We start from the raw sequence: 23,074 nt of genomic DNA, 5'->3' as shown, positions 1-23,074 counted from the left end.
ACTCACTCTGGCGCACGAGTACGGCTATAGTTTCTCGTATAAAGGCGACGGGCTAGACGCTCGCGATAAAGAGGAGCTGGCAGCCGCTCTAGAAAAGATAGCGCCTAGCATCGATAAATTTATGAAAAACGTCAAAGAGGGCGAGGATCCTATATTTTCGCGCGTGACGAATCTCGCAAACTCGCTTCGCAAAGAGCTTCCCGAGGTAAAAGACGCAAATCATAAAAATTTTATCGCGGACGGCACGCTAAAGCTTTTTGATAGGCTGATGGAGCAAAACAAAGCGGGCGATAAGCTGCTGCAAAACTCCAAAAAGCTCTTTGACGAGCTCATTTCTCAGCTGGATAGCTTTAAATTTTACGTTTAGTTCGCGGTTTAAAAATTTCGCTATAATTCATAAATTTTAAAAATAGGAAAATTTATGAACGCGAATGAAAAAATCACCCAAATGCTAAATCTCCAACAAAGTCTAAACGACGATACAAACGGCATCGGCTGGGAAAACGGCATAAACAAAAACGGCAAACTCATCAATTGGAAACGCTGCATATATATGGAGTGCGCCGAGCTCATAGACAGCTTTGCCTGGAAACACTGGAAAAGCATAAACGCGCCGACCAATGAAGACAATCTGCGCGTCGAGGTCGTGGATATCTGGCACTTTTTGATGAGTTTGATGCTCGAGCAGTATAAGCTAAATAACCTCGGCGACATCGCAAAGCTTTCAAGCGACATCTGCGCTAGCAGCGGCTTTGAGGCGTTTTGCCGCGAGCCGTTTAACGTCGCTGATGAAAACATCTACGAGATCATAAACGACGTCGAAATGCTCATAAATAAGTGCTCTGGCTTTGAGTATTCGCTCTTTGACCTGCTTAAAATTTACTTTTCTATGAGCCTAAAATGCGGCGTAAATTTAAGCTCGCTTTACGAATGCTACGTCGGCAAAAACGTCCTAAATCGCTTCCGCCAAGATCACGGCTACAAAGAGGGCGCGTATAAAAAAGTCTGGAACGGCAAGGAGGATAACGCCGTGATGAACGAGATCCTCGCTCGCGGACTAAAAAGCGTGGACGAGATCTACGCTGCGCTCGAGGCCGAGTATAAGGCGTAAAATAAAATTTGACGGCTTTGCGGGCTAAATTTGCGCCGCTTTGGCTGATAAATTTAGCAATTTTAGCCAAAATTTTGCGATTTAGTTTATTTTTGGCACCTTAAGTCGCAGGCGATTAAATTTGAGAGCACTTTAGCCGAGCTAGCTAAAATATCGCCGTTTAGCCGGCAAAATTTAGACCGCTTGCAAGCTCTCGCGCCGATAGCCCAAACTAGAGTAAAAGCGGGCCAAATTTAATAAATTTAGCTAAATTTGCGACCAAATTTAAAGCGGTCAAATTTAGTCGCGAAGTCTATGCTCGCATTAAATTTTATGTGCTGTTAAAAGCATTTGCCGTGTCGCTTTTGCTGGCAAAAAATGCGCGTCAAATTTAGAAAATCTGTCGCACCCAAACGCCATTTTGCCGCATGAGGGCTATAAATTTAAACAAATGGAGTTTCGTTGTTCGCTGATATTTTACGCCTTTCGCTAAAGGACCTTTTCACGCCCAAATTTATCGCGCTCTCTATCCTGCCGCTCGTTTTTTCCGCGCTTATTATCGCGGCTATTGCGATGTTTGGCGGCCGCGAGCTATACGAGGCGCTAAACGCCGCCGTATCGGGAGAGGCAGGCGCTCTGGCCGAGTATCCGATGGCGGCTAAAATCCTTAGCCTAGGCATCGCAAAGTGGCTCATCGGCGCGATATTTTACGCGGTCGGCGCCTATCTAGTCGTCATGCTCTCAATTTTTTGCGCGCTCGCGGTCGCGGGCTTTCTAACTCCTACGATCGCGCGAGAGATAAACCGCAGGCACTACCGCGTGGACGAGGCGCAGCTGGCAAACGTTAGTCTAGCGCACCAAACGGCTCTTACGGGCAAAATTTTGCTCAAATTTATCCTGATCGCGCTTATTTGTTTGCCGATTTTAGCCGTGCCCGCGCTAAATTTCCTCGCCCTGCACCCGGCGTTTTTTTACCTTTATTATTCGCTGCTTTTCATCGACGTCGCGCCAAACGCCCTCTCGCGGCGCAAATTCGAGCTTTACTTGCTGGACTACGGCGGATATAAATTTAAAGCCGCCGCGCTATGCTTTTACCTACTATGTTTGGTGCCTATTTTCGGGCTTTTCTTGCAGGTTTTTTTCGTTATTTATTTTTCGCATTTTTTCTTTTTACGCGAGACTTCGCGCTTGACGTAAATCATTTCAAATCGGTGAAAAACTAAATAAAATACGCCCGAATTTTTTACGAAGGAAGTCAAATGAGAACCGAAAATATCGTAGTTTGCAACGTCTGCGGACAAAAAAGCACGGAAAACGAAAACGCCGTATTCGTCCGCGCTCACAAAAACGGCGAAGAGGTCGATATCTGCACGGCGTGCATCCCTAGCGTCATCCACGGCTCTGGCCTAGTCGTTCGCAGCAACGACGAGGTCAAAGAAGACCTATAAATTTAAGCCCGCTCGGGCTTAAATTTGACTATTTTCTCTAAGTATTCGCCTTTTAGAGTTTCGTAAAAGGAAATTTTAACCAAGCATAATCCCAAAGCAATAAAAAATATAAGACTAAAATTTAACTCATAAAAAGAGGAAATGAGTAAATTTATGCGGTCGCTAAAGCTCAAGGCCTCGGTCTTAACTTCCATTCGGGAGCGACGCGTAAGAGCTTTCTAATCTTTTCCCACAAGCTAGACTACGCTTAAATGGCGGTACGGACAAAGTTATACGAGGATGTATCCCCGCCACGGCTAATGCGCCCATAGGCTCTCTAGCGTCCAATTAAAAAAAGACAAGCGTCCCTGCGGACATAGGCAGCTTTAAACCGATAAGCCAAAGCGAGTTTTCTAATCGCGGCAACCCTAAATTTAACGGCGCAAATAAATCCAAAAGGCGGCGCTATATCCACCTCGATAAAGATCTTAATGCCGCAACTTATAAAAAGCCAAACGAAAACTACGACGATAACGAAGCGCAAAGGTCTTTGATTTTTAGGAAAGACGCGAGTAAAGTCGCTACTAGGCTCTTTTTTAAGGATAATTTGAAAAAGATATTAAAATTAGCGCATTCGTAAAGAAAGGAACGTACAAAGCGGATAAAGCCAAGCAGGTATAGACACGCAAAGATAAGCCACAAAAATAGCTATGCTCCTAACGTTATTCGCCCTAAAACAAATAGCTACGCCGACTATCCGGCAAGCCGTAAATTTATCTCGACCGCAGGCCGCGCTCATCTACACTCTAAATTCGTTATTGTTTGTGTATTTGTAAAATGCGGCGGATAGAGCATAGAAAGGCTAAAATTTCGCATTTGTCCAGGCGCGATGTTTTTAGCGACGCTAGCCGTGATCTCAGCGACGTTCGTGCGCTCGTCATGCGAAAATAGCGACCATCCGCTAGGCTTAAAAACCGCGCCGGCGATCGTGTCTTTGCTGACCGGATTATTGACGACCTTGACGGTGAGGTCGCAGTTTGCGATGCTAAATTCGCCCGTATTTTTCAGCGAGCCCTTAAACACGACGGTCTCGTTTCTAAGCACCCTATGAGCGGCAAACTCGGTTAGGGCGGCTTTTTTTGTGTATTTATCCACGACCAACATAAAAAAATACCCCATTATCAATGTCGCGGCGATGTTTATCAAGAGGTAAATTTTAAACAGTTTCGGGTCTTTTTCTCCGCGCGAAAGAAGCATAAAAAGCACCGATAGCAGCGCTAAAACCGCGAGCGCGATAAGGTGAAAGACGTTAAAATACCCTTGCATCAAAAACACTCCGAACTTGCCGTGACGTTGTAGTCATTTACGCGAAAATCGTTTACGACGTGCGTGATCTCGCGCGTGGCATTTACGTCCAGCACGTCCTTTAGTACGATATTTTCCTTTAAAAACGGCTTTAGTTCATTGGCGTAGCGGCGCAAGATATTGTCCGAGTTTTTATAAAAAACAAGTCCGATCTCGCAGTAGTTAAAGGGCTTTTTTGAAAGATTTTTAAGGCGCATATCCACAAGAAGCGTATTTGAGTACTCAAGCTGCTTGGTAGAGACTATCTCCAGCTCTCGCGCCCTCAAATTTTGATCTAAAAATTTAGGCATAAAATGCGCCCCGTACCCAAGCGCCGCGATACTAACGACCGTGAGCGCAAAACCGGCGAAATAAGACTTTGAAGCGATATAAATGCAAAGTGCAAGAACCGCTAAAAAGGTCAAAAACATCCAGATATAGCCCGCAAAATCCGCCCAACTAAGGTGCGTTATGTAGAAATTTAAGCCTTGTTTTAGTTCGTTTATCATCTTGCCTCTTCATCTCGTTTGCTTATTGCGAGCTAAATTTAAAATCCGCTTGCATAAAGCGTGCCAAATTTGGCCGCGCTAATCTTTGCGCGAGTTTTTCTCCTCGATACCGCTAAGCCCAAACCTGCGCGCAAGCTCGGCTTTAACGCGCTCTGGGTGTATGCCGTGCGCGGCAAGAGCGACGAGCGAGTGAAAGCATAAATCCGCCGCCTCGTAAACTACGCCCTCTAGGGCCTTTTTGAGCTCGTCTTTTTCGCCTTGCTCTTTTGCGCTCTGCGTTAAATTTCGCGAATTTAAATCCTGCTCGTCGCGGCTTAAAATTTGCTGCGCTTTTTTGAGATTTGAGCTTTCGCTCGTATGTTTTTCGGTTAAATTTTCAAATCTTCTCGCCGCGCTCGCGTCTTTGCACGCCATGATTAGCTCGCCGGCCTCCTCGCCGACTTTTTTTAAGACGGCGTTTTCGCCCTTTTTAAACAGGCTTGCCACGTATGAAGTCTGCGGATCGGCGTTTAGTTTGCGCTCCAAGATCACGTGATAGATCTCGTCTATGATGCCGTAGGCGGGCTTTTTAGCTTGCACTGTAAAAGCGGCTAAATTTTGTTCGTGCGCTAAATTTTGCTCGCGCTCTAAAATTTGCCCGTTTTCGTCCGCTAAATTTAACTCGCTCGTCAAAATCCGCCCGTCTGCGCCCGTTAAATTTCGCTCGCTCTCGCCGCCTAAATTCGCGTCTGTGATTTTCCTAAAAAAACAAGATTTCGCTCCCGTATGGCATGCCGCGCCGCCTTTTTGCTCGACTTTGATTAGCAGAGTATCGTTGTCGCAGTCAAGATAGGCGTCCGCAATTTTTTGGACGTTGCCGCTTTGTTCGCCCTTTTTCCAGATGCGGTTTTTCGTGCGCGAAAAATAGTGCGCAAAGCCCGTTTCTAGGCTCAAATTTAGCGCTTCTTCGTCCATATAAGCAAGCATCAAAACCTCGCTGCTCGCGACCTCTTGAACGACGACGGGCAAAAGTCCGCCCGTTTTTTCCCAGTCTATTTTCATTTTCCCTCTATCGCGGCGGTCTTTATGCGCTTTATGCAAATTCGCTCGCTTTTAATTTATTTTCGTACGATCTCGTGCGTAAATTTTATCTTTAGCGGCTTAAAATTTACTTTGTTCGCAGCTTATTTTGACGCTCTATTATAAACTATTTTTTAATAAAAATTTCAGAAATCCCCGCAGATAGAATTCAAATCCTAAAAAGTACGTGAAAAATAAGTAAATTTAGCGGCGAGATTTCCGGTTCCGCCTAGGTACTCTTTACTTTGAGACTAACGAAAGCTACTTTTACTTCGCTTCGCTCGTAGCTGTGTCTTGAAAATCTACAAGCGTAGTGGATGGAGTAGAGTGAAATGGTACACTAAAATGTGATGCCCGGATGGTTATGAACCAATACTCATATTACCTCATTATGGCAAGCTTGATGGTTCTACTGTATGCTCTGATTGCTGGAAATTTCGTGATATATTAGTGTCCATTATAGAGTGAACCATTCAAAGAATAAATCGGTACAGAAAGCTTCTGAGATTATGCCAATATCTTCTCAATTGTAACGACAGTAGCAACCACAGAGGGGCTAGTAGAAAAAGAATTTCTTACTTCATCTTAACTTGTAGCCGCAAGCGAAGCAAAGCAGAGTTTAGATACAACACTAAAACTACACAAGAAAACTTATATCGAAAGCTACTACAATTGATAAAAGGTCTTATAAATAGTAAGATGAAATTCGTAGTAAAAAATCCGCTTAATATTAATTGAGCCTAAATTTAATTAAAAAATGGTCAAATGGCTCGCTATAATACGATTTTGCCGTAACTCATCAGAATACGAGTTTGTCGAATACGACTACAATGAAAGACAAATACTGTCATATGTTGCTGGTAGGGATAATTTTTTAAAATTTTCCCTAAAATTTTTCAACAAAAATTTGAAAGGGCTTATGTGCACATTTCTAAATTTACTATAGTCTTTGTCATCTGCAGGAACAATAGTTGTCATTGTATAAGCTTACGCTTCCTTTATTTGCATTAAATTCGCAGTTAATTCTAATGCGATAATAAGACTGTACCGCTATATGCTTAAAAATAAAGGTAAATACTTCAAAAAATCAATAAGAGATTTTAAAGAAGTAAAAAATAGGCCCTAGGTTTCAATCTCTTTAAAAAGTCGTTTATATATGATTATATCTTAAATAAGACAGAAAAAGAGAGCCGAAGCTCTCTAAAAAATTACTCTTTGATTAGCTCGATATAAGCCATCTCGGCAGCATCGCCTCGGCGAACGCGAGTCTTAACGATGCGCGTATATCCGCCGTTTTTACCTACGAATTTCGGAGCAAGCTCAGTTACTAGCTTGTTTGTAGTTTCTTTATCCTGCAAGTTGGCAAAAACTGCTCTGTGAGCGTTGCTATCGCCTTTTCTTGCCCTTGTGATTAGCTTTTCAATGTAGCTTCTTAACTCTTTTGCCTTAGGCAAGGTCGTCTCTATCTTTTCGCTTTTGATGATAGCGATAGCTAAGTTTTTAAGTAGAGCCGAGCGGTGAGCCGACGTCCTACCTAGTTTTCTATATCCGTGACCGTGTCTCATTTATATTCCTTTTACTCTTTTGCACTCATTTGTGATTTTAGGTCGGCGATCTTTTTCTTGAGTTGCTCTTTGCCGCCGCCTAGGTCGCCGCCGACCGGATATCCGATCTCTTGCATAACGGCTTTAATCTCTTCGAGAGATTTTTTACCTAAATTTTTAAGCTCTTTTAGCTCGTTTTCGTCCATCAAAGCAAGCTCGCCGATAAATCTAATTTCAGCTTTATCAAGGCAATTAGAACTTCTAGCGCTCAAATTGAGCTCTTCTATGCTTTGAAGTAACTTTGCGTGCTCGCTGCCTGAAGTTTGAGCATTTAGACCTGCCGAAACATCGATGTTTAAAACACCTTTAAACACTGACATCTGCTGATACATCGCCTCGATCGCGTGTTTGAACGCCTCGATCGCACCCACTTGCCCGTCCGTCGTAACCGTAAAAATAATCTTTTCATAGTCGGGATTGTCCTCTACTAGGACGTTTTCTAGCTCGTAAACTGCTTTTTTAACAGGCGTAAAGAACGCGTCAAGGGCTATATAACCCTCTTCGGTATTGTCTCTTATCTCTTCACTCGGGACGTATCCGATACCTTTTTGGATGATTACGGAAAATTTAAGCTCCGCGTCCTCGTTTATGGTCGCAAGATAAGCGTCCGGATTTACGATATCTACGACATCGCTTTTTAGATCGCCGGCTTTTATCTCTTTTGGACCTTTAAACGAATACTCGACCACCTCGCGCTCAGACTCGTTTTTTAGCTTAAAGCGGATATTTTTTAAATTTATAATAAACTGCGCTACGTCCTCGAGCATGCCTCTCATCGAATCAAATTCGTGGGATACGCCCTCTATCTTGACGCCCGTAGCCGCAAATCCAACCGTGCTGCTATATAAAAGTCGTCTTAGCGGATGAGCCAAAGTGACCGCATAACCCGTCTCAAACGGATACGCGGTTATTCTGGCGACATTCTCGCTTATACTCTCTACTGAAATTTCGGTAGGCATATAAGCTGATGTGGTAATTTTTCTCATCGTTATACCCCTTATTATTTCGAATAAAGCTCTACTATGAATCTTTCCTCGACAGGAATGACGACCTCTTCCCTTTCCGGAGTTCTTGTGAAAATTCCGAATTTTTTATCTTTTTCGACGTCAACCCAAGCTACGATGCCGGTTTGTGCCGTAAGATCGATCGCGCGAACGATTTGTGGATTGTTTTTAGACTTCTCGATAACCTCTACTTTAGCGCCAGCTTGAACTCTGTAAGAAGGAATATCTACTCTCTTGCCGTTTACTAAAATATGTCCGTGAGTAACTAGCTGACGAGCGAAGCGGCGAGTCGTCGCAAAGCCCATTCTGTAAACTACGTTATCTAATCTTTGCTCTAAAAGCTGTACCAAAAGCGCACCGGTATTTCCCTCGCGGCGAGCGGCTTCTTGGAATAAGCGGCGGAATTGCTTCTCGCTAATGCCGTACATAAATTTAGCTTTTTGTTTTTCGCGAAGCTGCAAGCCGTATTCGCTTATCTTGCTTCTTCTTTGTCCGTGTTGTCCCGGAGCGTAAGGTCTTTTATCAAGCGCGCTTTTACCTGCCAAGCGACGCTCGCCCTTTAGCGCCAAACTAACACCGAGTCTTCTTTCTAATTTTTCAACGGGTCCTCTATATCTAGCCATAATAATTCTCCTAAATTTCTAATTATACGCGGCGGCGTTTCGGCGGTCTGCAACCGTTATGCGGAAGCGGAGTTATATCTTTTAAAAACGTTACTTTTATGCCCTCTACCGCGCCTACGCTCTTGACTGCGGTCTCTCTGCCGCTGCCAGGACCTTGTACTTTGATGCCTACTTCTTTTATACCGTGCTCTTTTGCTTTTGTTAGAGCGTCTTCTACTGCTTGTTGGGCTGCATAAGGAGTTGATTTTTTACTTCCTTTAAAGCCTAGTCCGCCGGCACTGCTCCAAGCGATAGCATTTCCCATCTCATCGGTAACCGTTACCATAGTGTTGTTAAAAGTCGCGCTTATATAAACGATACCTTTAGCGATACTTTTTCTTACAATTTTCTTTTTAACTACTTTTCTTTTTGCCATCGCTTATCCTTATTTAGTCGCAGCGCCGACTGTTTTGCGCTTGCCTTTTCTAGTTCTAGCGTTTGTTTTAGTCTTTTGACCGCGTACCGGAAGACCTTTTCTGTGTCTTAGACCGCGGTAGCTTCCTAAGTCCATAAGAGCCTTGATATCCATAGCGACGCTTTTTCTAAGGTCGCCTTCCACCACGTGATGCTCTTGGATCTCTTTGCGGATAGCCGCAGCTTCGTCTTCGGTTAGATCGTTTACTCTTTTATCGTAAGAAATTTTGGTAGCATCCAAAATTTGACGAGATTTGTGAAGACCGATACCGTAAATATAGGTCAAACCGTATTCGATTCTCTTTTTCTTTGGTAAATCCACACCTGCGATACGTGCCATGCTTTATCCTTGTCTTTGTTTATGTTTTGGATTTTCGCAGATTATGCGAACTACGCCTTGGCGCTTGACAATTTTGCACTTGTCACACATCTTCTTTACAGAAGGACGAACTTTCATTCTAGTCTCCTAAAAATTTATTCCACTTTTAGGCTGCATCAGGTTTAACGAAATTTTAAACCAACTATTTTCAAAACAAGTGGTGGGCTTTGAAAACAATTCTTCATACAGCAATTTGTCGCAAAGGGCTGAGTATAGCCAAATTTAGCTTTTAACTTACTTATGTCGGTAAATTATCCTACCCTTATCCAGACTGTAGGGCGTTAGCTCCACCTTTACGCGGTCTCCAGGCATTATTTTTATATAATGCATCCTCATCTTGCCCGCAATATGACACAAAATCACGTGTTTGTTGTCGAGCTCGACCTTAAACGTCGCGTTTGGCAGCGCCTCGATGACGTTGCCGTCGATCTCTATGACGTCGTCTTTTGCCACTTAACTCCTTTTTATTAAATTTACTTTCACCGATCGGCGGAAGTTTGAAATTAAAATTTTAACTCACCACAAATTAAAATTTTAAAATTTACAAGTCGCGCAAACGATTTGTAAATTTTAAAATTTTACGCTAGGCTTAAGATCTCCGCACGTCCGTTTACGACTGCCATGCAGTGCTCATAGTGGCTGGTTCTTAGCCCGTCTTTGCTGGTTACTTTCCATTTGTCGTGACCGATCACTGGAGTGCCGTCTTTTTGGCAGATCATCGGCTCCACGCAAAATACCATTCCGTTTTTTATTTTCGGTCCGGATTTCGGACTACCGCCCTCTAAATAATTTAAAATTTGCGGATCTTCGTGCGGGCGTCTACCGATACCGTGACCGCAAAATCCGGTTAGCGGAACGAATCCGCGAGCTCTTATAAATTTCTCGATTTCAAAACTAAGCTCTTTAAAGTGCATTCCTGCTTTTACGGTATCTATCGCAAAATATAGCGCGTCTTTAGCGCAAGCGATTAGTTTTTCGTCCTCGCGCGAAATTTGACCCACGCCCCAAGTCCTCGCCGAGTCGCCGAAATATCCGTTTAAATTTGAGCCGATATCGACGCTTACGATGTCGCCTTCTTGCAATTTATATTCGTTTGGGATGCCGTGGATGACCACTTCGTTTACGCTGATGCAAGCGGCGTTTGGAAAGCCGTAAAGCCCCTTAAACGCGGGCTTTGCGCCTGCGGCTCTTATCATATCCTCGCAAATTTTATCTATTTCGAGTAGCGAAATGCCGGGCTTGATCACGCTTTCTACGTAATCGAGGGTTTGAGCGACGATTTTATTCGCCGCTCGCATTTTCTCTATGTCGTTTGGCTGCATGATGGTTATAGCCATTACAAACCTACCGCGCTTAGAGTTTGATATTTATTCATATAAATTTGAGCTTCTATCCTTCGCATCGTATCAAGCGCGACGGAAACCACGATCAGCACCGACGTGCCACCGAAATAAAACGGAACGCCCATAAATTTAACAAGCACCCAAGGTAGCGTCGAGATAAGTCCGAGATAGATCGCGCCGCTAAAAGTCAGCCTCGATGCGACTTCGTTTAGATATCCGGCCGTACCCTCGCCCGGTCTAATACCCGGGATAAATCCCCCCTGTCTTTTTAAATTTTCGCTGATATCTTTTGCGTTAAACGCGATCGAAGCGTAAAAATATGCAAAAAATACAACCAGCAAGAACGTTAAAAAGTTGAAAAAATAACTATTTGGATTTAAAAAATCGTGAATAGCTTGGATGTAAGGATTTGTGCTGGCCTGCAAAATGGTGCTTGGGAACATCAAAATCGCACTAGCGAAAATCGGAGGAATAACGCCGCTTAAATTTACCTTGATAGGTATATAGTTCATGATGCGTTTGTTTTGATTTTCCATCACTACCTTACGCGAATAGCTCACCGGTACGCGTCTCTCACCCATCTCGACGTAGATAACTATGCCCACCGTGACCAAAATAACAAGCAAAATTCCGATAACCACGAGGAAGTTCATCTCGCCCGTATTTACCAAATTTACCGTTCCGCCGATGGCTGAAGGTATGCCGCTAACGATACCTGCGAAGATGATAAGGCTGATACCGTTGCCGATACCGCGCTGAGTGATCTGCTCGCCTATCCACATCAAAAGCATAGTTCCGGTTAGCATCGAAGCCGCTGCGATGGCGATAAATAAATTCATATCTATCATTATCGCGTCCTCTCCGCCTCTGCCGTGAAGGCTCTGAAGCCCCATACTAACGCCCACTGCTTGAACGAGCGTAATAACGATAGTAGCATAGCGGATGATCTGCATATATTTTTGCATGCCGTCGCGATCTTTTTTCATCTTGCCCAAATTTGGAAAAGTAGCCGCCAAAAGCTCCATGATGATAGATGCCGTAATGTATGGCATAATGCCTAGAGAGATGATGCTAAGGCGCTCTGCCGCCTTACCGCTGAACATATTAAATAGCCCAAGCGCGTTTGAGGAATTCGAATCGAAAAACTCTTTAATAACATTGACGTTTACGCCAGGAACCGGCACGTATGCCAGTATCCTGTAAGCAAATAAAAATGCCAACGTGATTAAAATCTTGTTGGTCAATGTCTTATTCATTACGCACGTCCGCTAACGGTTACGTTCTCGTCTTTGATTTTCGAAGCCAAATCTTTCGCGCTCACTCCGATCAATTTGATTTTCTTGACGCTGCTTGAAATTTTGTGTACGGTGGCGATGGTGGCGATAGTGATCTCGCTTAGCTCTTTTACCGCAACGATTTTTTCTACGTTGATTACGTAAGGTTTTTCAAATTTAGAAGTGAAGCCTACTTTTGGAAGGCGTCTTTGAAGCGGTTGCTGACCGCCCTCGAAGCCTCTTTTCTCGTTGTAGCCTTTTCTAGCTCTTTGACCTTTGTGTCCTTTGCCTGCGGTTTTACCTTGACCGCTACCTTGACCGCGACCTAGTCTTTTGGTTTGCCTAGTCGAGCCCTCGGCAGGTTTTAAATTTTCTAGTCCCATATCTTCTCCTTAGCCTTTAAGCATGCTTAGCGCTTTTAAAGTAGCGCGAACGACGTTTGCCGAGTTGTTTGAGCCAAGCGATTTTGTTAGGATGTCCTTGATGCCCGCAAGCTCTAAAATAGGACGAGCGCTACCGCCCGCGATCACGCCCGTACCTTCGCTAGCAGGGCGAAGCAAAACGCGGCTAGCGTTAAATTTAACCTCTACGTCATGAGGTATAGTAGATCCTTTTCTTTTTACCTCGATGATATTTTTAAACGCGTCGTCGACGGCTTTTCTCATAGCGTCCGGTACCTCTTTTGCTTTACCGAAGCCAAAGCCCACTAGGCCGTTTCTGTTTCCCACTACGACAAGAGCAGTAAATCTAAATCTACGACCGCCCTTTACGACCTTTGTAACGCGGCCGATATCAACCATTACTTCTTCGAATTCTTCTCTGTTATATTTTTCCATAGCGATTTTCCTTATAGTTTGATACCGTTTTCACGTAATGCGTCCGCAAAAGCCGCTATAACACCGTGATACAAATAGCCGTTTCTGTCGAATAATGCCGTTTCTATTTTTTTAGCTTTTAGAGTTTTTGCAAATTCTTTAGCCAAAGTTACGGCGCCTTCTTTGTTTGCTTTTACGCCTAGTTTTCTGCCGTCTGCCGCCGCTAGAGTTACGGCTGCTACGTCGTCGATAGCTTGGACGTAAAGAGTTCTGTTTGATTTGAAGATAGAAATTCTAGGCAATACCGCAGTGCCGGAAATTTTGGCTCTGATTCTTCTTTTTCTCTTGATTCTAAGAGCGAGTTTTCTTTTTAATACATTTGCTGTCATTATCTATCCCTTACTTCTTAGATGTCTTACCGGCTTTGCGGATGATGCGCTCTTCTACGTATTTAACGCCTTTACCCTTATACGGTTCAGGCGGTCTATACGCCCTGACTTGAGCTGCGATCTGGCCTACCACTTGCTTATCGTCGCCCTTGATAGTTATGATGTTCTTCTCTACGCTGATTTCGACGCCTTTTGGCACTTCGTGATTTATCGGGTGAGAAAATCCTAAAGTAAGCTCAAGTACCTGGCCTTTAGCTGCGGCTTTGTAACCGACGCCGTTGATCTCAAGCTGGCGAACAAAACCTTTTGTGATGCCGATGACGATATTGTTTGCAAGCGCTCTATAGGTGCCCCAGTAGGCTCTATCTTGTCTCTCGTCGCTCTTTGGAGAAAATACTATGTGAGCATCTTCGACTTTAACGTCTACGTGCCCTTTTGTGTCAAGCTCTTTTGAATGAGCGCCTTTTTTAAATTTAAGGACGTTGCCTTCTACGCTGACTTCTACTCCGCTTGGAATAGCTATCGGCTGTTTTCCTATACGTGACATTTTTTTCCTTTTTTACTTGTCTAGGGTATGTCTACTTTTACGAATGGATACCGCAATACCATAAAAATAGAAATGAATCGAAGCGATAAAAAACCGCTTCAAACACTTTAATTTTCTCGTCAAATTTGACTTGCTTTATTGGATCTACTTCCTAAAATTTGCCGTCAAATTTGACATAGTCGTTTTTAAATTTAGCTTTCGCAAATTTGGATAAATTTGCATGTCGAGCTAAATTCGGGAAGCTTTTTAAATTTAAACTTCCGATTTTAAATTTTATAAATTTGACGGCGGAAGTTTCCAGTAAATTTTATAAATTACGAAAACATACCGAGTCAAATTTTTATTTCAAAGATTCAAAAACGATGCACGGCCATAAATCTAGCAAGCCCACCGTTTCAAACTTCATTCTAATGATGTCGAATTGACGTCTTGCTACAAAAACAAGCCCATCAGTTCAAACTTTATTTCAAGGTAATCTAAAACGCTACCCCGTAGCGTTTTAGACAATTACCACACAGAGCAGAGGATTTCGCCGCCTACACCAGCTTTGTGGGCGTCTTCGTTACTCAAAACGCCTTTGCTGGTGCTTACGATGATCGTTCCGTAGCCGTTTTTAAATCTCTTGATCTCGTCTTTTCCCTTATAAACGCGGCGACCCGGGCTTGATACGCGCTTAAGCTCGTTAATCACGCTTCTGCCGTGCTCGTCGTATTTTAAAACTACGTTTATAAATTTCTTTTTATCTTCTTCTACGACGTTGTAGCTCTCGATATAGCCTTTAGCCGCAAGGATAGATAAAGTAGCCTCGACGACGTTTGAATGAAGAAGCTTCGTAGTCTCGAGTCTTCTCATTGCGGCGTTTCTAATGCGAGTTAGTCCGTCTGAAATTAAGTCGTTTAACATTTCTCTTCCTTACCAGCTTGCTTTTTTTAGACCCGGGATTAGTCCCTCGTTAGCCATTTTCCTTAGGCATACGCGGCAAATTCCAAAATCTTTATAAACCGAATGCGGGCGACCGCAAATTTGGCATCTCGTATAGCCGCGAACCGTAAATTTAGGCTTTCTGGCAGCCTTTGCTATCATTGATTTTTTCGCCATATTACTTTCCTTTCGCAAACGGCAAACCAAATAGCTCAAGCAATTTGAATGCCTCTTTGTCGCTGTTTGTCGTCGTGACTATAACTATATTCATACCGTGAGTGCGTAAAATTTTATCGTACTCGACCTCTGGGAACATTAGCTGCTCGTCAAGGCCGAAGTTGTAGTTTCCGCGTCCGTCAAAGCCGTCTTTTGGAAGGCCTCTAAAGTCCTTAACTCTCGGTAGCGCGATAGAGATTAGTTTGTCCAAAAACGCAAACATATTCTCTTTTCTAAGCGTTACTTTTACGCCGACGGGAAATCCCTCGCGCACTTTAAAGCCCGCGACCGATTTTTTAGCATCGGTAACTACGGCTTTTTGCCCTGCGATTAGCGAAATAGTATCGGCGATATTTTGAAGTTGCTTTTGATCTTTAGCCGATTCGCCAGCGCCTACGCTTATCACGATCTTTTCGATCGCAGGGATTAGCATAGGATTCTTGATGTCGAATTCTTTAGCCAAAGCAGGCTTTACGACCTCGTTATATTTAGCTTTTAATCTATTCATTTTCAGCCCTCAACTTTTGCAACGTTTGAGATATCTATAGGCATCTCTTTATTGATAAAGCCGCCGTTTGGGGTCTTTTCGCTAGGTTTTATAGCTTTTTTAGCTACCTTGCAGCCCTCGACGATGACTTGTCCTTTTTTGGCTAGGACGGATAAAATTTTACCTGTTTTACCTTTGTCGTCGCCTGCGATGATCTTAACGGTATCGCCTTTTTTTACTTTAAATTTAACGTTAGCCATTATAACACCTCCGGAGCAAGCGAAACGATTTTCATAAAGTTAGCGTATCTAACCTCACGGCCGACCGGTCCAAAGATACGAGTACCGATAGGCTCGCGTTTGTTATCTAGGATGACGGCTGCGTTTTCGTCGAAGCGGATTAGCGAGCCGTTATCTCTTTGAACCTCTTTTTTAGTTCTAACGACGACCGCTTTTACCACTTGACCTTTTTTGATCTTACCGTTTGGAAGCGCCTTTTTGACCGAGCAGATGATAACGTCGCCAAGCGTCGCGTATCTTCTCTTGCTACCGCCCAAAACTTTAATACACATTAGCTCTTTCGCGCCGCTATTGTCGGCGACCGTAAGCCTCGTAAAAGATTGTATCATTACTCAACCCCCGTCGCTAAAATAGTCTTTAAGCGGAAAGATTTTCTCGCGCTTAGCGGTCTGCATTCGATAGCTACGACAGTATCGCCCGCTTTAGTTTCGTTCTTTTCGTCGTGAATCATATATTTTTTAAAGCGTTTTACGAATTTGTGGTATCTTGGGTGCATAACGCGTCTCTCAACCAAAATCGTAGCCGTCTTATCGCCGGCTTTTTGTAAAACGACACCTTGAATTTCTCTTTTTAATGCCATTTCTCACCCCTTACTTTGAAGCGCTAATTGCAGTGTTGATTTGCGCTATTTCCTTGCGGACAGCGCGAATCTCGTTAGGGTTGCTTAGCTGCATGGTTTTTAGCTTTTGTCTTAAAGTAAATAAAAGCACCTTTTTCTCTTTCAATAACGCGTTAAGTTCTGCAACGCTTTTGTCTTTAATATCAGTATATTTCATTTTCACTCTCTCGCGTTACGATTTTAGTCTTAAACGGAAGTTTGTGGATGGCTAGAGTTAGAGCTTCGCGCGCTAATTCCTCATCTACGCCCGCCATTTCGACTATTATACGACCTGGTTTTATATTCATAACCCACTCTTCGACTCCGGCTTTACCTTTACCCATACGAGTTTGTAGAGGTTTTTTGGTTAGCGGCTTATCCGGAAAAACTCTGATCCAAGTTTTAGCCTGGCGTTTTACATGGCGGGTTAGAGCCACACGAGCCGCTTCGATCTGGCGCGAATTTACGCGGCCTGCTTCTACGGCTTTGATTCCGATCTCGCCCATAGCAAGATCAGCGCCGCGAGTAGCTTTACCGCGGTTTCTGCCTTTCATCTGTTTGCGAAATTTAGTTCGTTTTGGCATCAACATGATTATTTACCTCTTCTTGCTCTGCGCGGTTTTTTATCGGCTTTTTCTTCTTCGTTCTTTTCAGGTTGAACGCCTTTTTGAAGAACCTCGCCTTTAAATATCCACACTTTTATACCTATGTTTCCATAAGTCGTATGCGCTTCAGCAACGCCGTAATCGATTTTAGCTCTTAGAGTGTGAAGCGGAACGCGACCCTCTAAGTACCACTCGGTTCTAGCGATCTCAGCGCCGCCAAGACGTCCTGCAACTGAAATTTTGATACCTTTAGCGCCTGATTTTTGAGCGCCTTGGATAACTTTTTTCATCGCGCGTCTAAATGCAACGCGTTTTTCAAGCTGCATCGCTACGTTTTCGGCAGCTAGCTGAGCCGAAGCTTGAGCTTTTCTTTCTTCTTTGATATTTACGTTTACTTCTTTGTTGATCAGCTTTTGGATATCCTCTTTAAGCTTCTCTACGTCAGAGCCCTTTTTGCCGATGATAATACCAGGGCGAGCTGCTACGACGGTTACGCGAATTTTTTTAGCGGTTCTCTCGATCAAAATTTGAGAAACACCCGCGTAGTAAAGTTTCTTTTTCAAGAAAGCGCGAATTTTGTAGTCTTCGCCGATATTTTCAGCCAAAGTTCCTTTAGCAGGAAACCATCTTGACTCCCAGTTGCGGTTTATTCCTAGTCTTAGACCTATCGGATTTACTTTCTGACCCATATTACGCTTCCTTCTTTTCAGGTTTAGATACTTCTACTAAGATATGAGAAGTCGGTTTGCGGATTCTGCTTGCGCTTCCTCTCGCTCGCGGTCTAAATCTTTTTAATACTGGGCCCGCATCCACGCGGCAGCTTGTTACGATAACCTCTTCAGGCTCGAATCCGCCGTTAGCTACCGCAGAGCTGATAGCCGTAGCGATAAATTTGGCGCCGCGGTTTGGCATAAAGCTAAGGCTGGCTAGCGCAAATTCTGCGTTCATGCCTTGTACTTCTCTTGCGATTAGTCTAGCTTTAGTCGGAGATAATCTTACGAATTTAATAACTGATTTGCTCATCTTATCCCCTTACTTACCGATTTTCTTTTGCACTGAGCCTTTGTGGCCTTTAAATGTGCGCGTAGGAGCAAATTCGCCTAGTTTATATCCGATGTGGTTTTCCGTAACGTATACTGGAATGAAGCTCTTGCCGTTATGAACGTTAAACGTTAGGCCTATCATTTCAGGCACTATCGTGCTGCGTCTAGACCATGTTTTTATCGGTTTGTTGTCGTTAGCCTTTTTGGCGGCAACGACTTTTTTCATTACATGCTCATCGACAAAAGGTCCTTTTTTGAGTGATCTTGCCATCTCTATTTACCTTTCCTTCTTGAAATTATAAGCTTATCGCTAGCCTTCTTGCGGCGAGTCTTAGCACCTTTGGTCGGTTTACCCCATGGAGTAACAGGATGACGGCCTGAGTTTTTCTTACCCTCACCACCGCCGTGCGGGTGATCTACCGGGTTCATCGCAGAACCGCGAGTTTGAGGACGGATACCTCTGTGGCGATTACGTCCGGCTTTACCGATAGTTACGTTCGCCCAATCTTCGTTACCTACTACGCCGATACTAGCCATGCACTCTGCAAGTACTTGTCTCATCTCGCCGCTTGGCAAGCGAAGCATTACGTATTTTTCCTCTTTACCCATTAGCTGAGCATAACCGCCGGCTGAACGAGCCATCTGAGCGCCTTTGCCTGGTTTTAGCTCCACGTTGTGTACGATAGTACCGACTGGGATATTTCTTAGTTTCATCGCGTTGCCTGGTTTTATGTCTAGGCCCGCCTCGGCTGCTGCTACGACATCGCCAACGTTTAGTCCGTTTGGTCTGATGATATAGCGTTTTTCGCCGTCTTTATAAGCGATAAGCGCGATGCGGCAGTTTCTGTTCGGATCGTACTCGATAGCTTCGACCTTGCCTTCGATACCGAATTTACGGCGTTTAAAGTCGATGATTCTATAAAGTTTCTTCGCTCCGCCTTCTTTATGTCTAGAAGTTATTCTTCCGTTATTATTTCTACCGCCGCTTACGGGGATCTTTACAAGCAAGCTTCTCACGCTAGGTTTAGCGGTGATATCTTCGCTTGATAAGCCCGTCATAAATCTGCGGCTAGGTGTATAAGGTTTATAGGTTTTTATCGCCATCTTACGCCTCCGTGTTTTCTAGGCTTGAGCCTTCAGGCAACTTAACGTAAAATTTCTTTATCTCGCTTCGTTGTCCTTCTCTTCCTTTGAAACGCTTAACTTTTCCGTCGATTCTAAGCGAATTTACGCGAAGCGGCGTTACTCCAAAATACTCTTTCAAAATTTCTTTCAGCCTATTTTTAGTCATCTTAGGCGAAGTTTGTATAACAACCACGCCTTGCTCTTGAAGACCGAGAGTTTTTTCCGTATATAAAATCGTTTTGATATCAGTTATATCTGCCATTTCAGCCCTCTTTTATTATAGTTTCAAGTGCGGCCTTCTCGATAACGACGGCACCGTAAGTCGCCACTAAGTAAGCGTTTATCTCGCTCGCATCGATTAGATAGCAGTTTGATAGATTTCTAAACGCGAGTAACGTGTTGTCGTCAAGCAGATCTTTTACGACCAAAGCGTCTCTCAAATTTAACGCGCTGATTATTTTAGCCGCGTCTTTAGTCTTGCCGCTTGCGATCTCTATGCTATCTACCGCGAAAATTTTACCCGCGTTAGCTTTTTCGTTTAGCGCGAACTCAAGCGCCAATCTTTTTTGCTTTTTATTGACCTTTTGGAAATAGTTTCGCTCGTTGCTCGGACCAAACGCCACTGCGCCGCCTACCCAGACGTTAGTTCTGGTTGAGCCCGCTCTAGCGCCGCCGCGACCTTTTTGTCTCCACGGTTTTTTACCGCCGCCGCTTACGAAAGCTCTGGTTTTGGTGTGAGCCGAATTTGAACGCATGCCGGACAAATAAGACTTAACGTAAAGATATAGGTTGTGCGGGTTAATCTCAGCGTAATTAGCCGGTAGGTCAAGCTCGCTAGCTTTTTCAAATTTTTCGTTTAATACGCAAACTTTACTCATTTTACTATCCTTATTCTGCCCATTGCACCGTTATAGCCAGCGACGCTGCCTTTTAAAACCAAAATTCCGTTTTCGGCGTCAAAGCTTACGATCTCGTTTTTAACGGTAACTTTTTCGTTTCCGGTGTGTCCGGCCATCTTCATACCAGGCTGAACGCGTCCCGGCCACTCGCGGTTACCGATAGAGCCGTGTCTTTTGTGGAAGCGAGAACCGTGGCTTTTTGGACCGCCCGCAAACCCGTGTCTTTTTACGACGCCTTGATAGCCTTTACCTTTTGAGCTGAAGCTAACTTTTAAAATTTTAGCCGAGCTAAGCGGACTAATATCAAGATCGCCCGCCTCTTTATTGGCGACTTGTAGGGTTGCGAATTTATTAAATTCCGCCGTTAGGCTATATTTTTTTTGCTGACCCTCTATGGCTTTATTTTTTGCTTTACCTTTAGCATAAGCTACTATAGCGCAGCCACATTCGCTCACTTCGCAAACTTTAGCGTTTACGACCTTTAGAAGCGTAACGGGAATGCTCGGGTTATTAACCGTTCTGCTCATGCCTATTTTTTCTACGATATATTCCATCTTTCACCTCGCCTTTATTTGCCCATCGCGCGGACTTCGACGTTAACCTCAGGGGCTAAGTCAAGCTTTGTTAGCGAGTCGACGGTATCGGGCGTAGCCGCTACGATATCTAGCATTCTAGCGTGAATTCTCATTTCAAACTGCTCGCGTGAGTCTTTGTTGATGTGTGGTGATTTTAAGACCGTGTAGCGTTTGATCTTCGTAGGCATCGGCACCGGACCTCTGACGTCGGCGCCCGTTCGTTTGACAGCTTCTACTATGGCTGCAACTGTGCGGTCGAGAACTCTATGGTCATAAGCTTTAAGCTTAAGCCTGATTCTTTCCATTTTTTTTTCCTTTGAATAGAACTTGTCGCAAACATACGACACTTCTTACTTGTGTAAGAGACTCGGATTTTATCCAAATGGCTTTTTAAAGTCAATATTTTGAGCAAATTTAGTAAAATTTAATAGATTTATTTCCTTTTTACAAGGAAGCTTTTGTAAATTTGGCTAAAAATTTGAAGCGAAATATTTAAATTTGATTTGGGATAAATTTGGACAGATAAAAATCGTGTCCAAATTTTAAAATTATCTTGAGCCTTGTTTTAAAAGTTCGTACATTCCGCAGGTTAGTTGCCAAAGCTTAACACCTTCTTCAAAAGATTGAACAACATTATCGGTAGCCCCGGCGGTACATGCTCTTTGATAATATTTCATTGCGTCGTTTTTCTCATTTATTTTTAAGTATACATCGCCCAAAAAGCTGCAAGCAGTAAAATCCGGCGTGATGTCGCAGCTTTTTTAACACGCCCAAACCCTTCCAAAAACGCTTGCTTCTCATTTATGTCTGAAACATGCTTATTGATATACAAAAATCCGAGATTTCTACAACCGAGCGCGTCGCTTCCGATGTCGCAAGACTTAGTATATAACTCAAACGTCTTTTTATAGTCTAGTTTTACGCCTTTCTCATTTTCATACATGAAGCTTAGATTATTGCACGACCTGTAGTTTCCATTATCGCAACCCTTTTTATAAAATTTCATCGCCTTGCCGTAGTCTTGCTTTACTCCATACGCCTCAAAGGCAAAATCATAAACTCCGCCCGCCACGCCACACGCCATTTCATCTCCCGCATTGCACTTATTTTCATAGCTTTTTAGCAAATCCAGCATAGGATTATCTGCTGCAAAAGCACTTATTAACATAAAACCAATAGCCATAACCTTCTTCATACATATTCGCCTTTCAAATAAAAATTTAACGCATTCTACCTCCCCCCTTAAAAAATCGTTAAATTTGCCCTTATTTTTTGACGTAAAATTTTAATTATCTTCCTCTTTATAAGGAAACTTCGATATAATTTTCCAAATTTTAAAGGCTAAAAATGCAAATTCTAAACGCGCTTTATCAAAATCCGCCGAAAAATATCAAATTTATAAATAGAAAATTTGAAATCACGGCACCCAAAACGCTGATAAAAGGCGGCGTAGGAAGCGGCAAAACCTCGCTGATCGCGGGCTTTTTATCGGCATTTGAGAGCAAAGAGTTTTTGTACGTAAATTTAGGCGACCTTCGCATAGATGCGGATGATATTTTGTCAAATTTGCCCGAGTTTTTACGCCAAAGTCCGCAGATAAAAGCTCTAGCGATCGATGATTTCGAGCAGAGATTTTGGGATAAATTTGAGCCGATTTTAGAGCTAAATTTGCAAAATTTTATCGTCGCCTCTCGGTTTAAAAACGCAAATTTAAATAGCTTTAGCGAGCTAAATTTGGATTTTTTAGACTACGAGGAATTTATCGCATTTTTTTCAAAAAAGATCGATCCACAGACGCTTTTTAGCTACTTTTTACTTCACGGTAGGAGTCCCGCTTCGGCCTTTTGCGATGCCGAAAACGTCACGGCAAATCTACAAACCGCGCTAAAATCCTCACTCTCCGCCACACAGCTGGCCGTACTAAAAGAGTGCGCGAAGGCTCAGGCGCAAAACGTGAGCGTTTTTGAGATTTTTAGCACGCTAAAATCCGCCCGCAAAATCTCAAAAGATAGCGTTTACGGCGCGCTTAGCGAGCTGGAAAATATGAGCGTGGTTAGCCTAGTGGAAAAATTTAACGAGCCAAACGCCGCGAAAAGGCTTTATTTTAACGACTTTGCGTTTAAAAGTGCGCTAAGCCTAAAAAAGGACTTCGCTAAAAATTTTAATAACACGGTTTTTTGCGAGTTGGCCAAATTTAACGAGCAGATTTTTTACACCAAAGAGCTTGACTTTTTCCTGCCAAAAAGGAAACTTGCTATCATTTGCTCGCCGTTTAGCGATGCGGATTTGGTCTTTTTAAAATTTAAAAAACTGCACGCAAATTTAAAAAATTTAGGTATAAATAGGCTACAAGCAATCAGCGTGGCGAACTCCGGCGAGACGAGCATAGAGGGCATAAAATGCGAAGTCGCGCCGTTTTCGCGCTGGGCGCTGGGCATATAAGGAG

General features: G+C 43.4%; 38 protein-coding genes. 5 read left to right on the top strand and 33 right to left on the bottom strand.

The genetic code is table 11. The annotated features are described in order from the left end of the window. From RYL88_RS01685 to RYL88_RS01670, 4 genes are all read left to right on the top strand, one after another. The coding region (locus tag RYL88_RS01685) for an ATP/GTP-binding protein (RefSeq protein ID WP_314988680.1) at positions 1–367 on the top strand (367 nt) is incomplete at its 5' end. A 54-nt stretch (positions 368–421) separates the two neighbouring features. Continuing rightward, positions 422–1,111 (top strand): dUTP diphosphatase, encoded by a 690-nt coding sequence (locus tag RYL88_RS01680; protein ID WP_314988679.1) that lies wholly within the window; start codon positions 422–424, stop codon positions 1,109–1,111. 441 nt (positions 1,112–1,552) lie between these two features. Next, positions 1,553–2,287: an EI24 domain-containing protein gene (locus RYL88_RS01675; protein ID WP_314988678.1), complete on the top strand. Its 735-nt coding sequence runs from the start codon at positions 1,553–1,555 to the stop codon at positions 2,285–2,287. A gap of 62 nt (positions 2,288–2,349) precedes the next feature. After that, positions 2,350–2,538, top strand: coding sequence for a hypothetical protein (locus RYL88_RS01670; protein ID WP_295141375.1), 189 nt, complete (start codon positions 2,350–2,352; stop codon positions 2,536–2,538). 774 nt (positions 2,539–3,312) lie between these two features. Here the strand turns inward: RYL88_RS01670 and RYL88_RS01665 are convergent. From RYL88_RS01665 to RYL88_RS01505, 33 genes are all read right to left on the bottom strand, one after another. Next, entirely contained in the window at positions 3,313–3,843 is a 531-nt protein-coding gene (locus tag RYL88_RS01665; protein ID WP_314988677.1) for a DUF2393 family protein, read from the bottom strand. Further along, complete coding sequence (locus RYL88_RS01660; protein WP_314390164.1) at positions 3,843–4,370, bottom strand: DUF2393 family protein; 528 nt, start codon at positions 4,368–4,370, stop codon at positions 3,843–3,845. The genes RYL88_RS01665 and RYL88_RS01660 overlap by 1 nt, the downstream gene beginning before the upstream one ends. A gap of 78 nt (positions 4,371–4,448) precedes the next feature. Continuing rightward, the gene (gene hisI / locus RYL88_RS01655) at positions 4,449–5,450 is read right to left on the bottom strand and encodes a phosphoribosyl-AMP cyclohydrolase (RefSeq protein WP_314988676.1); all 1,002 of its coding nucleotides are present in this window, start codon (positions 5,448–5,450) and stop codon (positions 4,449–4,451) included. 1,187 nt (positions 5,451–6,637) lie between these two features. After that, complete coding sequence (gene rplQ / locus RYL88_RS01650) at positions 6,638–6,994, bottom strand: 50S ribosomal protein L17 (protein WP_314399883.1); 357 nt, start codon at positions 6,992–6,994, stop codon at positions 6,638–6,640. Between the two features lie 11 nt (positions 6,995–7,005). Further along, on the bottom strand, positions 7,006–8,019 hold the full coding sequence (locus RYL88_RS01645; RefSeq protein ID WP_314988675.1) for a DNA-directed RNA polymerase subunit alpha: 1,014 nt from the start codon (positions 8,017–8,019) through the stop codon (positions 7,006–7,008). Between the two features lie 14 nt (positions 8,020–8,033). Continuing rightward, complete coding sequence (rpsD, locus tag RYL88_RS01640) at positions 8,034–8,660, bottom strand: 30S ribosomal protein S4 (protein ID WP_002943554.1); 627 nt, start codon at positions 8,658–8,660, stop codon at positions 8,034–8,036. Positions 8,661–8,682: 22 nt separating this feature from the next. Continuing rightward, positions 8,683–9,075 carry a 30S ribosomal protein S11 gene (rpsK, locus tag RYL88_RS01635; RefSeq protein WP_002947090.1) on the bottom strand — a complete coding sequence of 131 codons (393 nt, stop codon included), beginning with the start codon at positions 9,073–9,075 and terminating at the stop codon, positions 8,683–8,685. 9 nt (positions 9,076–9,084) lie between these two features. Further along, the gene (rpsM, locus tag RYL88_RS01630; protein WP_002953676.1) at positions 9,085–9,453 is read right to left on the bottom strand and encodes a 30S ribosomal protein S13; all 369 of its coding nucleotides are present in this window, start codon (positions 9,451–9,453) and stop codon (positions 9,085–9,087) included. A gap of 3 nt (positions 9,454–9,456) precedes the next feature. Continuing rightward, positions 9,457–9,570: a 50S ribosomal protein L36 gene (gene rpmJ, locus RYL88_RS01625; protein WP_002947091.1), complete on the bottom strand. Its 114-nt coding sequence runs from the start codon at positions 9,568–9,570 to the stop codon at positions 9,457–9,459. A 156-nt stretch (positions 9,571–9,726) separates the two neighbouring features. After that, positions 9,727–9,945, bottom strand: a complete 219-nt coding sequence (gene infA, locus RYL88_RS01620; protein ID WP_002943098.1) for a translation initiation factor IF-1 — start codon at positions 9,943–9,945, stop codon at positions 9,727–9,729. Between the two features lie 125 nt (positions 9,946–10,070). After that, positions 10,071–10,829 carry a type I methionyl aminopeptidase gene (gene map / locus RYL88_RS01615; protein ID WP_002947092.1) on the bottom strand — a complete coding sequence of 253 codons (759 nt, stop codon included), beginning with the start codon at positions 10,827–10,829 and terminating at the stop codon, positions 10,071–10,073. Next, the gene (gene secY, locus RYL88_RS01610) at positions 10,829–12,091 is read right to left on the bottom strand and encodes a preprotein translocase subunit SecY (RefSeq protein ID WP_295141350.1); all 1,263 of its coding nucleotides are present in this window, start codon (positions 12,089–12,091) and stop codon (positions 10,829–10,831) included. Before secY ends, map begins: the two co-directional genes overlap by 1 nt. Beyond that, positions 12,091–12,492 (bottom strand): 50S ribosomal protein L15, encoded by a 402-nt coding sequence (rplO, locus tag RYL88_RS01605; protein WP_122862337.1) that lies wholly within the window; start codon positions 12,490–12,492, stop codon positions 12,091–12,093. Before rplO ends, secY begins: the two co-directional genes overlap by 1 nt. A 9-nt stretch (positions 12,493–12,501) precedes the next feature. After that, on the bottom strand, positions 12,502–12,945 hold the full coding sequence (gene rpsE / locus RYL88_RS01600) for a 30S ribosomal protein S5 (protein ID WP_002943402.1): 444 nt from the start codon (positions 12,943–12,945) through the stop codon (positions 12,502–12,504). A gap of 11 nt (positions 12,946–12,956) precedes the next feature. Then, the gene (gene rplR / locus RYL88_RS01595; protein WP_295141345.1) at positions 12,957–13,313 is read right to left on the bottom strand and encodes a 50S ribosomal protein L18; all 357 of its coding nucleotides are present in this window, start codon (positions 13,311–13,313) and stop codon (positions 12,957–12,959) included. Between the two features lie 10 nt (positions 13,314–13,323). Continuing rightward, on the bottom strand, positions 13,324–13,860 hold the full coding sequence (gene rplF, locus RYL88_RS01590) for a 50S ribosomal protein L6 (protein WP_002947097.1): 537 nt from the start codon (positions 13,858–13,860) through the stop codon (positions 13,324–13,326). Positions 13,861–14,367: 507 nt separating this feature from the next. Then, positions 14,368–14,763, bottom strand: coding sequence for a 30S ribosomal protein S8 (rpsH, locus tag RYL88_RS01585; RefSeq protein WP_002943159.1), 396 nt, complete (start codon positions 14,761–14,763; stop codon positions 14,368–14,370). Positions 14,764–14,772: 9 nt separating this feature from the next. Next, on the bottom strand, positions 14,773–14,958 hold the full coding sequence (locus RYL88_RS01580; RefSeq protein WP_002943090.1) for a type Z 30S ribosomal protein S14: 186 nt from the start codon (positions 14,956–14,958) through the stop codon (positions 14,773–14,775). A gap of 1 nt (position 14,959) precedes the next feature. After that, positions 14,960–15,505 (bottom strand): 50S ribosomal protein L5, encoded by a 546-nt coding sequence (rplE, locus tag RYL88_RS01575; RefSeq protein WP_002953670.1) that lies wholly within the window; start codon positions 15,503–15,505, stop codon positions 14,960–14,962. A 2-nt stretch (positions 15,506–15,507) separates the two neighbouring features. Continuing rightward, on the bottom strand, positions 15,508–15,744 hold the full coding sequence (rplX, locus tag RYL88_RS01570) for a 50S ribosomal protein L24 (RefSeq protein ID WP_002943173.1): 237 nt from the start codon (positions 15,742–15,744) through the stop codon (positions 15,508–15,510). Further along, positions 15,744–16,112, bottom strand: coding sequence for a 50S ribosomal protein L14 (gene rplN / locus RYL88_RS01565; RefSeq protein ID WP_002947105.1), 369 nt, complete (start codon positions 16,110–16,112; stop codon positions 15,744–15,746). The genes rplX and rplN overlap by 1 nt, the downstream gene beginning before the upstream one ends. Further along, entirely contained in the window at positions 16,112–16,363 is a 252-nt protein-coding gene (rpsQ, locus tag RYL88_RS01560) for a 30S ribosomal protein S17 (protein ID WP_009494830.1), read from the bottom strand. Before rpsQ ends, rplN begins: the two co-directional genes overlap by 1 nt. Positions 16,364–16,373: 10 nt before the next feature. Beyond that, positions 16,374–16,559, bottom strand: a complete 186-nt coding sequence (gene rpmC / locus RYL88_RS01555) for a 50S ribosomal protein L29 (protein WP_124851387.1) — start codon at positions 16,557–16,559, stop codon at positions 16,374–16,376. Beyond that, positions 16,546–16,971, bottom strand: coding sequence for a 50S ribosomal protein L16 (gene rplP / locus RYL88_RS01550; RefSeq protein WP_002947109.1), 426 nt, complete (start codon positions 16,969–16,971; stop codon positions 16,546–16,548). Before rplP ends, rpmC begins: the two co-directional genes overlap by 14 nt. Positions 16,972–16,973: 2 nt before the next feature. Continuing rightward, complete coding sequence (gene rpsC / locus RYL88_RS01545; protein ID WP_009494829.1) at positions 16,974–17,675, bottom strand: 30S ribosomal protein S3; 702 nt, start codon at positions 17,673–17,675, stop codon at positions 16,974–16,976. 1 nt (position 17,676) lies between these two features. Beyond that, entirely contained in the window at positions 17,677–18,009 is a 333-nt protein-coding gene (rplV, locus tag RYL88_RS01540; protein ID WP_314988674.1) for a 50S ribosomal protein L22, read from the bottom strand. Positions 18,010–18,018: 9 nt separating this feature from the next. Continuing rightward, the gene (gene rpsS, locus RYL88_RS01535; RefSeq protein WP_002947116.1) at positions 18,019–18,300 is read right to left on the bottom strand and encodes a 30S ribosomal protein S19; all 282 of its coding nucleotides are present in this window, start codon (positions 18,298–18,300) and stop codon (positions 18,019–18,021) included. Positions 18,301–18,302: 2 nt separating this feature from the next. After that, positions 18,303–19,133 carry a 50S ribosomal protein L2 gene (gene rplB, locus RYL88_RS01530; RefSeq protein ID WP_185898319.1) on the bottom strand — a complete coding sequence of 277 codons (831 nt, stop codon included), beginning with the start codon at positions 19,131–19,133 and terminating at the stop codon, positions 18,303–18,305. A gap of 1 nt (position 19,134) precedes the next feature. Then, the gene (locus RYL88_RS01525; protein ID WP_297969087.1) at positions 19,135–19,416 is read right to left on the bottom strand and encodes a 50S ribosomal protein L23; all 282 of its coding nucleotides are present in this window, start codon (positions 19,414–19,416) and stop codon (positions 19,135–19,137) included. Between the two features lies 1 nt (position 19,417). Then, the gene (gene rplD, locus RYL88_RS01520; protein ID WP_122867136.1) at positions 19,418–20,032 is read right to left on the bottom strand and encodes a 50S ribosomal protein L4; all 615 of its coding nucleotides are present in this window, start codon (positions 20,030–20,032) and stop codon (positions 19,418–19,420) included. Next, positions 20,029–20,607, bottom strand: coding sequence for a 50S ribosomal protein L3 (gene rplC / locus RYL88_RS01515; RefSeq protein ID WP_002947120.1), 579 nt, complete (start codon positions 20,605–20,607; stop codon positions 20,029–20,031). Before rplC ends, rplD begins: the two co-directional genes overlap by 4 nt. 14 nt (positions 20,608–20,621) lie before the next feature. Continuing rightward, complete coding sequence (rpsJ, locus tag RYL88_RS01510; RefSeq protein ID WP_002947121.1) at positions 20,622–20,933, bottom strand: 30S ribosomal protein S10; 312 nt, start codon at positions 20,931–20,933, stop codon at positions 20,622–20,624. 395 nt (positions 20,934–21,328) lie between these two features. Continuing rightward, the gene (locus tag RYL88_RS01505) at positions 21,329–21,823 is read right to left on the bottom strand and encodes a tetratricopeptide repeat protein (protein ID WP_314988673.1); all 495 of its coding nucleotides are present in this window, start codon (positions 21,821–21,823) and stop codon (positions 21,329–21,331) included. A gap of 152 nt (positions 21,824–21,975) precedes the next feature. Here RYL88_RS01505 and RYL88_RS01500 point away from each other — a divergent pair, with 152 nt between their 5' ends. Next, entirely contained in the window at positions 21,976–23,070 is a 1,095-nt protein-coding gene (locus RYL88_RS01500; RefSeq protein WP_314988672.1) for an ATP-binding protein, read from the top strand. Positions 23,071–23,074 lie beyond the last annotated feature (4 nt).

The sequence above is a fragment of the uncultured Campylobacter sp. genome, assembly GCF_963517995.1.
Lineage (GTDB): Bacteria > Campylobacterota > Campylobacteria > Campylobacterales > Campylobacteraceae > Campylobacter_A.
This window is presented reverse-complemented; position numbering and strand designations above follow the sequence as displayed.

Bases quoted from the DNA above. Each gene is read 5' to 3' on its own strand.
- RYL88_RS01680 (WP_314988679.1), top strand. From the start codon at position 422: ATGAACGCGAATGAAAAAATCACCCAAATGCTAAATCTCCAACAAAGT.
- RYL88_RS01670 (WP_295141375.1), top strand. From the start codon at position 2,350: ATGAGAACCGAAAATATCGTAGTTTGCAACGTCTGCGGACAAAAAAGC.
- RYL88_RS01665 (WP_314988677.1), bottom strand. From the start codon at position 3,843: ATGCAAGGGTATTTTAACGTCTTTCACCTTATCGCGCTCGCGGTTTTA.
- RYL88_RS01660 (WP_314390164.1), bottom strand. From the start codon at position 4,370: ATGATAAACGAACTAAAACAAGGCTTAAATTTCTACATAACGCACCTT.
- rplQ (WP_314399883.1), bottom strand. From the start codon at position 6,994: ATGAGACACGGTCACGGATATAGAAAACTAGGTAGGACGTCGGCTCAC.
- RYL88_RS01645 (WP_314988675.1), bottom strand. From the start codon at position 8,019: ATGAGAAAAATTACCACATCAGCTTATATGCCTACCGAAATTTCAGTA.
- rpsD (WP_002943554.1), bottom strand. From the start codon at position 8,660: ATGGCTAGATATAGAGGACCCGTTGAAAAATTAGAAAGAAGACTCGGT.
- rpsK (WP_002947090.1), bottom strand. From the start codon at position 9,075: ATGGCAAAAAGAAAAGTAGTTAAAAAGAAAATTGTAAGAAAAAGTATC.
- rpsM (WP_002953676.1), bottom strand. From the start codon at position 9,453: ATGGCACGTATCGCAGGTGTGGATTTACCAAAGAAAAAGAGAATCGAA.
- rpmJ (WP_002947091.1), bottom strand. From the start codon at position 9,570: ATGAAAGTTCGTCCTTCTGTAAAGAAGATGTGTGACAAGTGCAAAATT.
- map (WP_002947092.1), bottom strand. From the start codon at position 10,829: ATGGCTATAACCATCATGCAGCCAAACGACATAGAGAAAATGCGAGCG.
- secY (WP_295141350.1), bottom strand. From the start codon at position 12,091: ATGAATAAGACATTGACCAACAAGATTTTAATCACGTTGGCATTTTTA.
- rplO (WP_122862337.1), bottom strand. From the start codon at position 12,492: ATGGGACTAGAAAATTTAAAACCTGCCGAGGGCTCGACTAGGCAAACC.
- rpsE (WP_002943402.1), bottom strand. From the start codon at position 12,945: ATGGAAAAATATAACAGAGAAGAATTCGAAGAAGTAATGGTTGATATC.
- rplR (WP_295141345.1), bottom strand. From the start codon at position 13,313: ATGACAGCAAATGTATTAAAAAGAAAACTCGCTCTTAGAATCAAGAGA.
- rplF (WP_002947097.1), bottom strand. From the start codon at position 13,860: ATGTCACGTATAGGAAAACAGCCGATAGCTATTCCAAGCGGAGTAGAA.
- rpsH (WP_002943159.1), bottom strand. From the start codon at position 14,763: ATGTTAAACGACTTAATTTCAGACGGACTAACTCGCATTAGAAACGCC.
- RYL88_RS01580 (WP_002943090.1), bottom strand. From the start codon at position 14,958: ATGGCGAAAAAATCAATGATAGCAAAGGCTGCCAGAAAGCCTAAATTT.
- rplE (WP_002953670.1), bottom strand. From the start codon at position 15,505: ATGAATAGATTAAAAGCTAAATATAACGAGGTCGTAAAGCCTGCTTTG.
- rplX (WP_002943173.1), bottom strand. From the start codon at position 15,744: ATGGCTAACGTTAAATTTAAAGTAAAAAAAGGCGATACCGTTAAGATC.
- rplN (WP_002947105.1), bottom strand. From the start codon at position 16,112: ATGATACAATCTTTTACGAGGCTTACGGTCGCCGACAATAGCGGCGCG.
- rpsQ (WP_009494830.1), bottom strand. From the start codon at position 16,363: ATGGCATTAAAAAGAGAAATTCAAGGTGTCGTTTTACAAAAAGCCGGC.
- rpmC (WP_124851387.1), bottom strand. From the start codon at position 16,559: ATGAAATATACTGATATTAAAGACAAAAGCGTTGCAGAACTTAACGCG.
- rplP (WP_002947109.1), bottom strand. From the start codon at position 16,971: ATGTTGATGCCAAAACGAACTAAATTTCGCAAACAGATGAAAGGCAGA.
- rpsC (WP_009494829.1), bottom strand. From the start codon at position 17,675: ATGGGTCAGAAAGTAAATCCGATAGGTCTAAGACTAGGAATAAACCGC.
- rplV (WP_314988674.1), bottom strand. From the start codon at position 18,009: ATGAGCAAATCAGTTATTAAATTCGTAAGATTATCTCCGACTAAAGCT.
- rpsS (WP_002947116.1), bottom strand. From the start codon at position 18,300: ATGGCAAGATCACTCAAAAAAGGACCTTTTGTCGATGAGCATGTAATG.
- rplB (WP_185898319.1), bottom strand. From the start codon at position 19,133: ATGGCGATAAAAACCTATAAACCTTATACACCTAGCCGCAGATTTATG.
- RYL88_RS01525 (WP_297969087.1), bottom strand. From the start codon at position 19,416: ATGGCAGATATAACTGATATCAAAACGATTTTATATACGGAAAAAACT.
- rplD (WP_122867136.1), bottom strand. From the start codon at position 20,032: ATGAGTAAAGTTTGCGTATTAAACGAAAAATTTGAAAAAGCTAGCGAG.
- rplC (WP_002947120.1), bottom strand. From the start codon at position 20,607: ATGGAATATATCGTAGAAAAAATAGGCATGAGCAGAACGGTTAATAAC.
- rpsJ (WP_002947121.1), bottom strand. From the start codon at position 20,933: ATGGAAAGAATCAGGCTTAAGCTTAAAGCTTATGACCATAGAGTTCTC.
- RYL88_RS01505 (WP_314988673.1), bottom strand. From the start codon at position 21,823: ATGAAGAAGGTTATGGCTATTGGTTTTATGTTAATAAGTGCTTTTGCA.
- RYL88_RS01500 (WP_314988672.1), top strand. From the start codon at position 21,976: ATGCAAATTCTAAACGCGCTTTATCAAAATCCGCCGAAAAATATCAAA.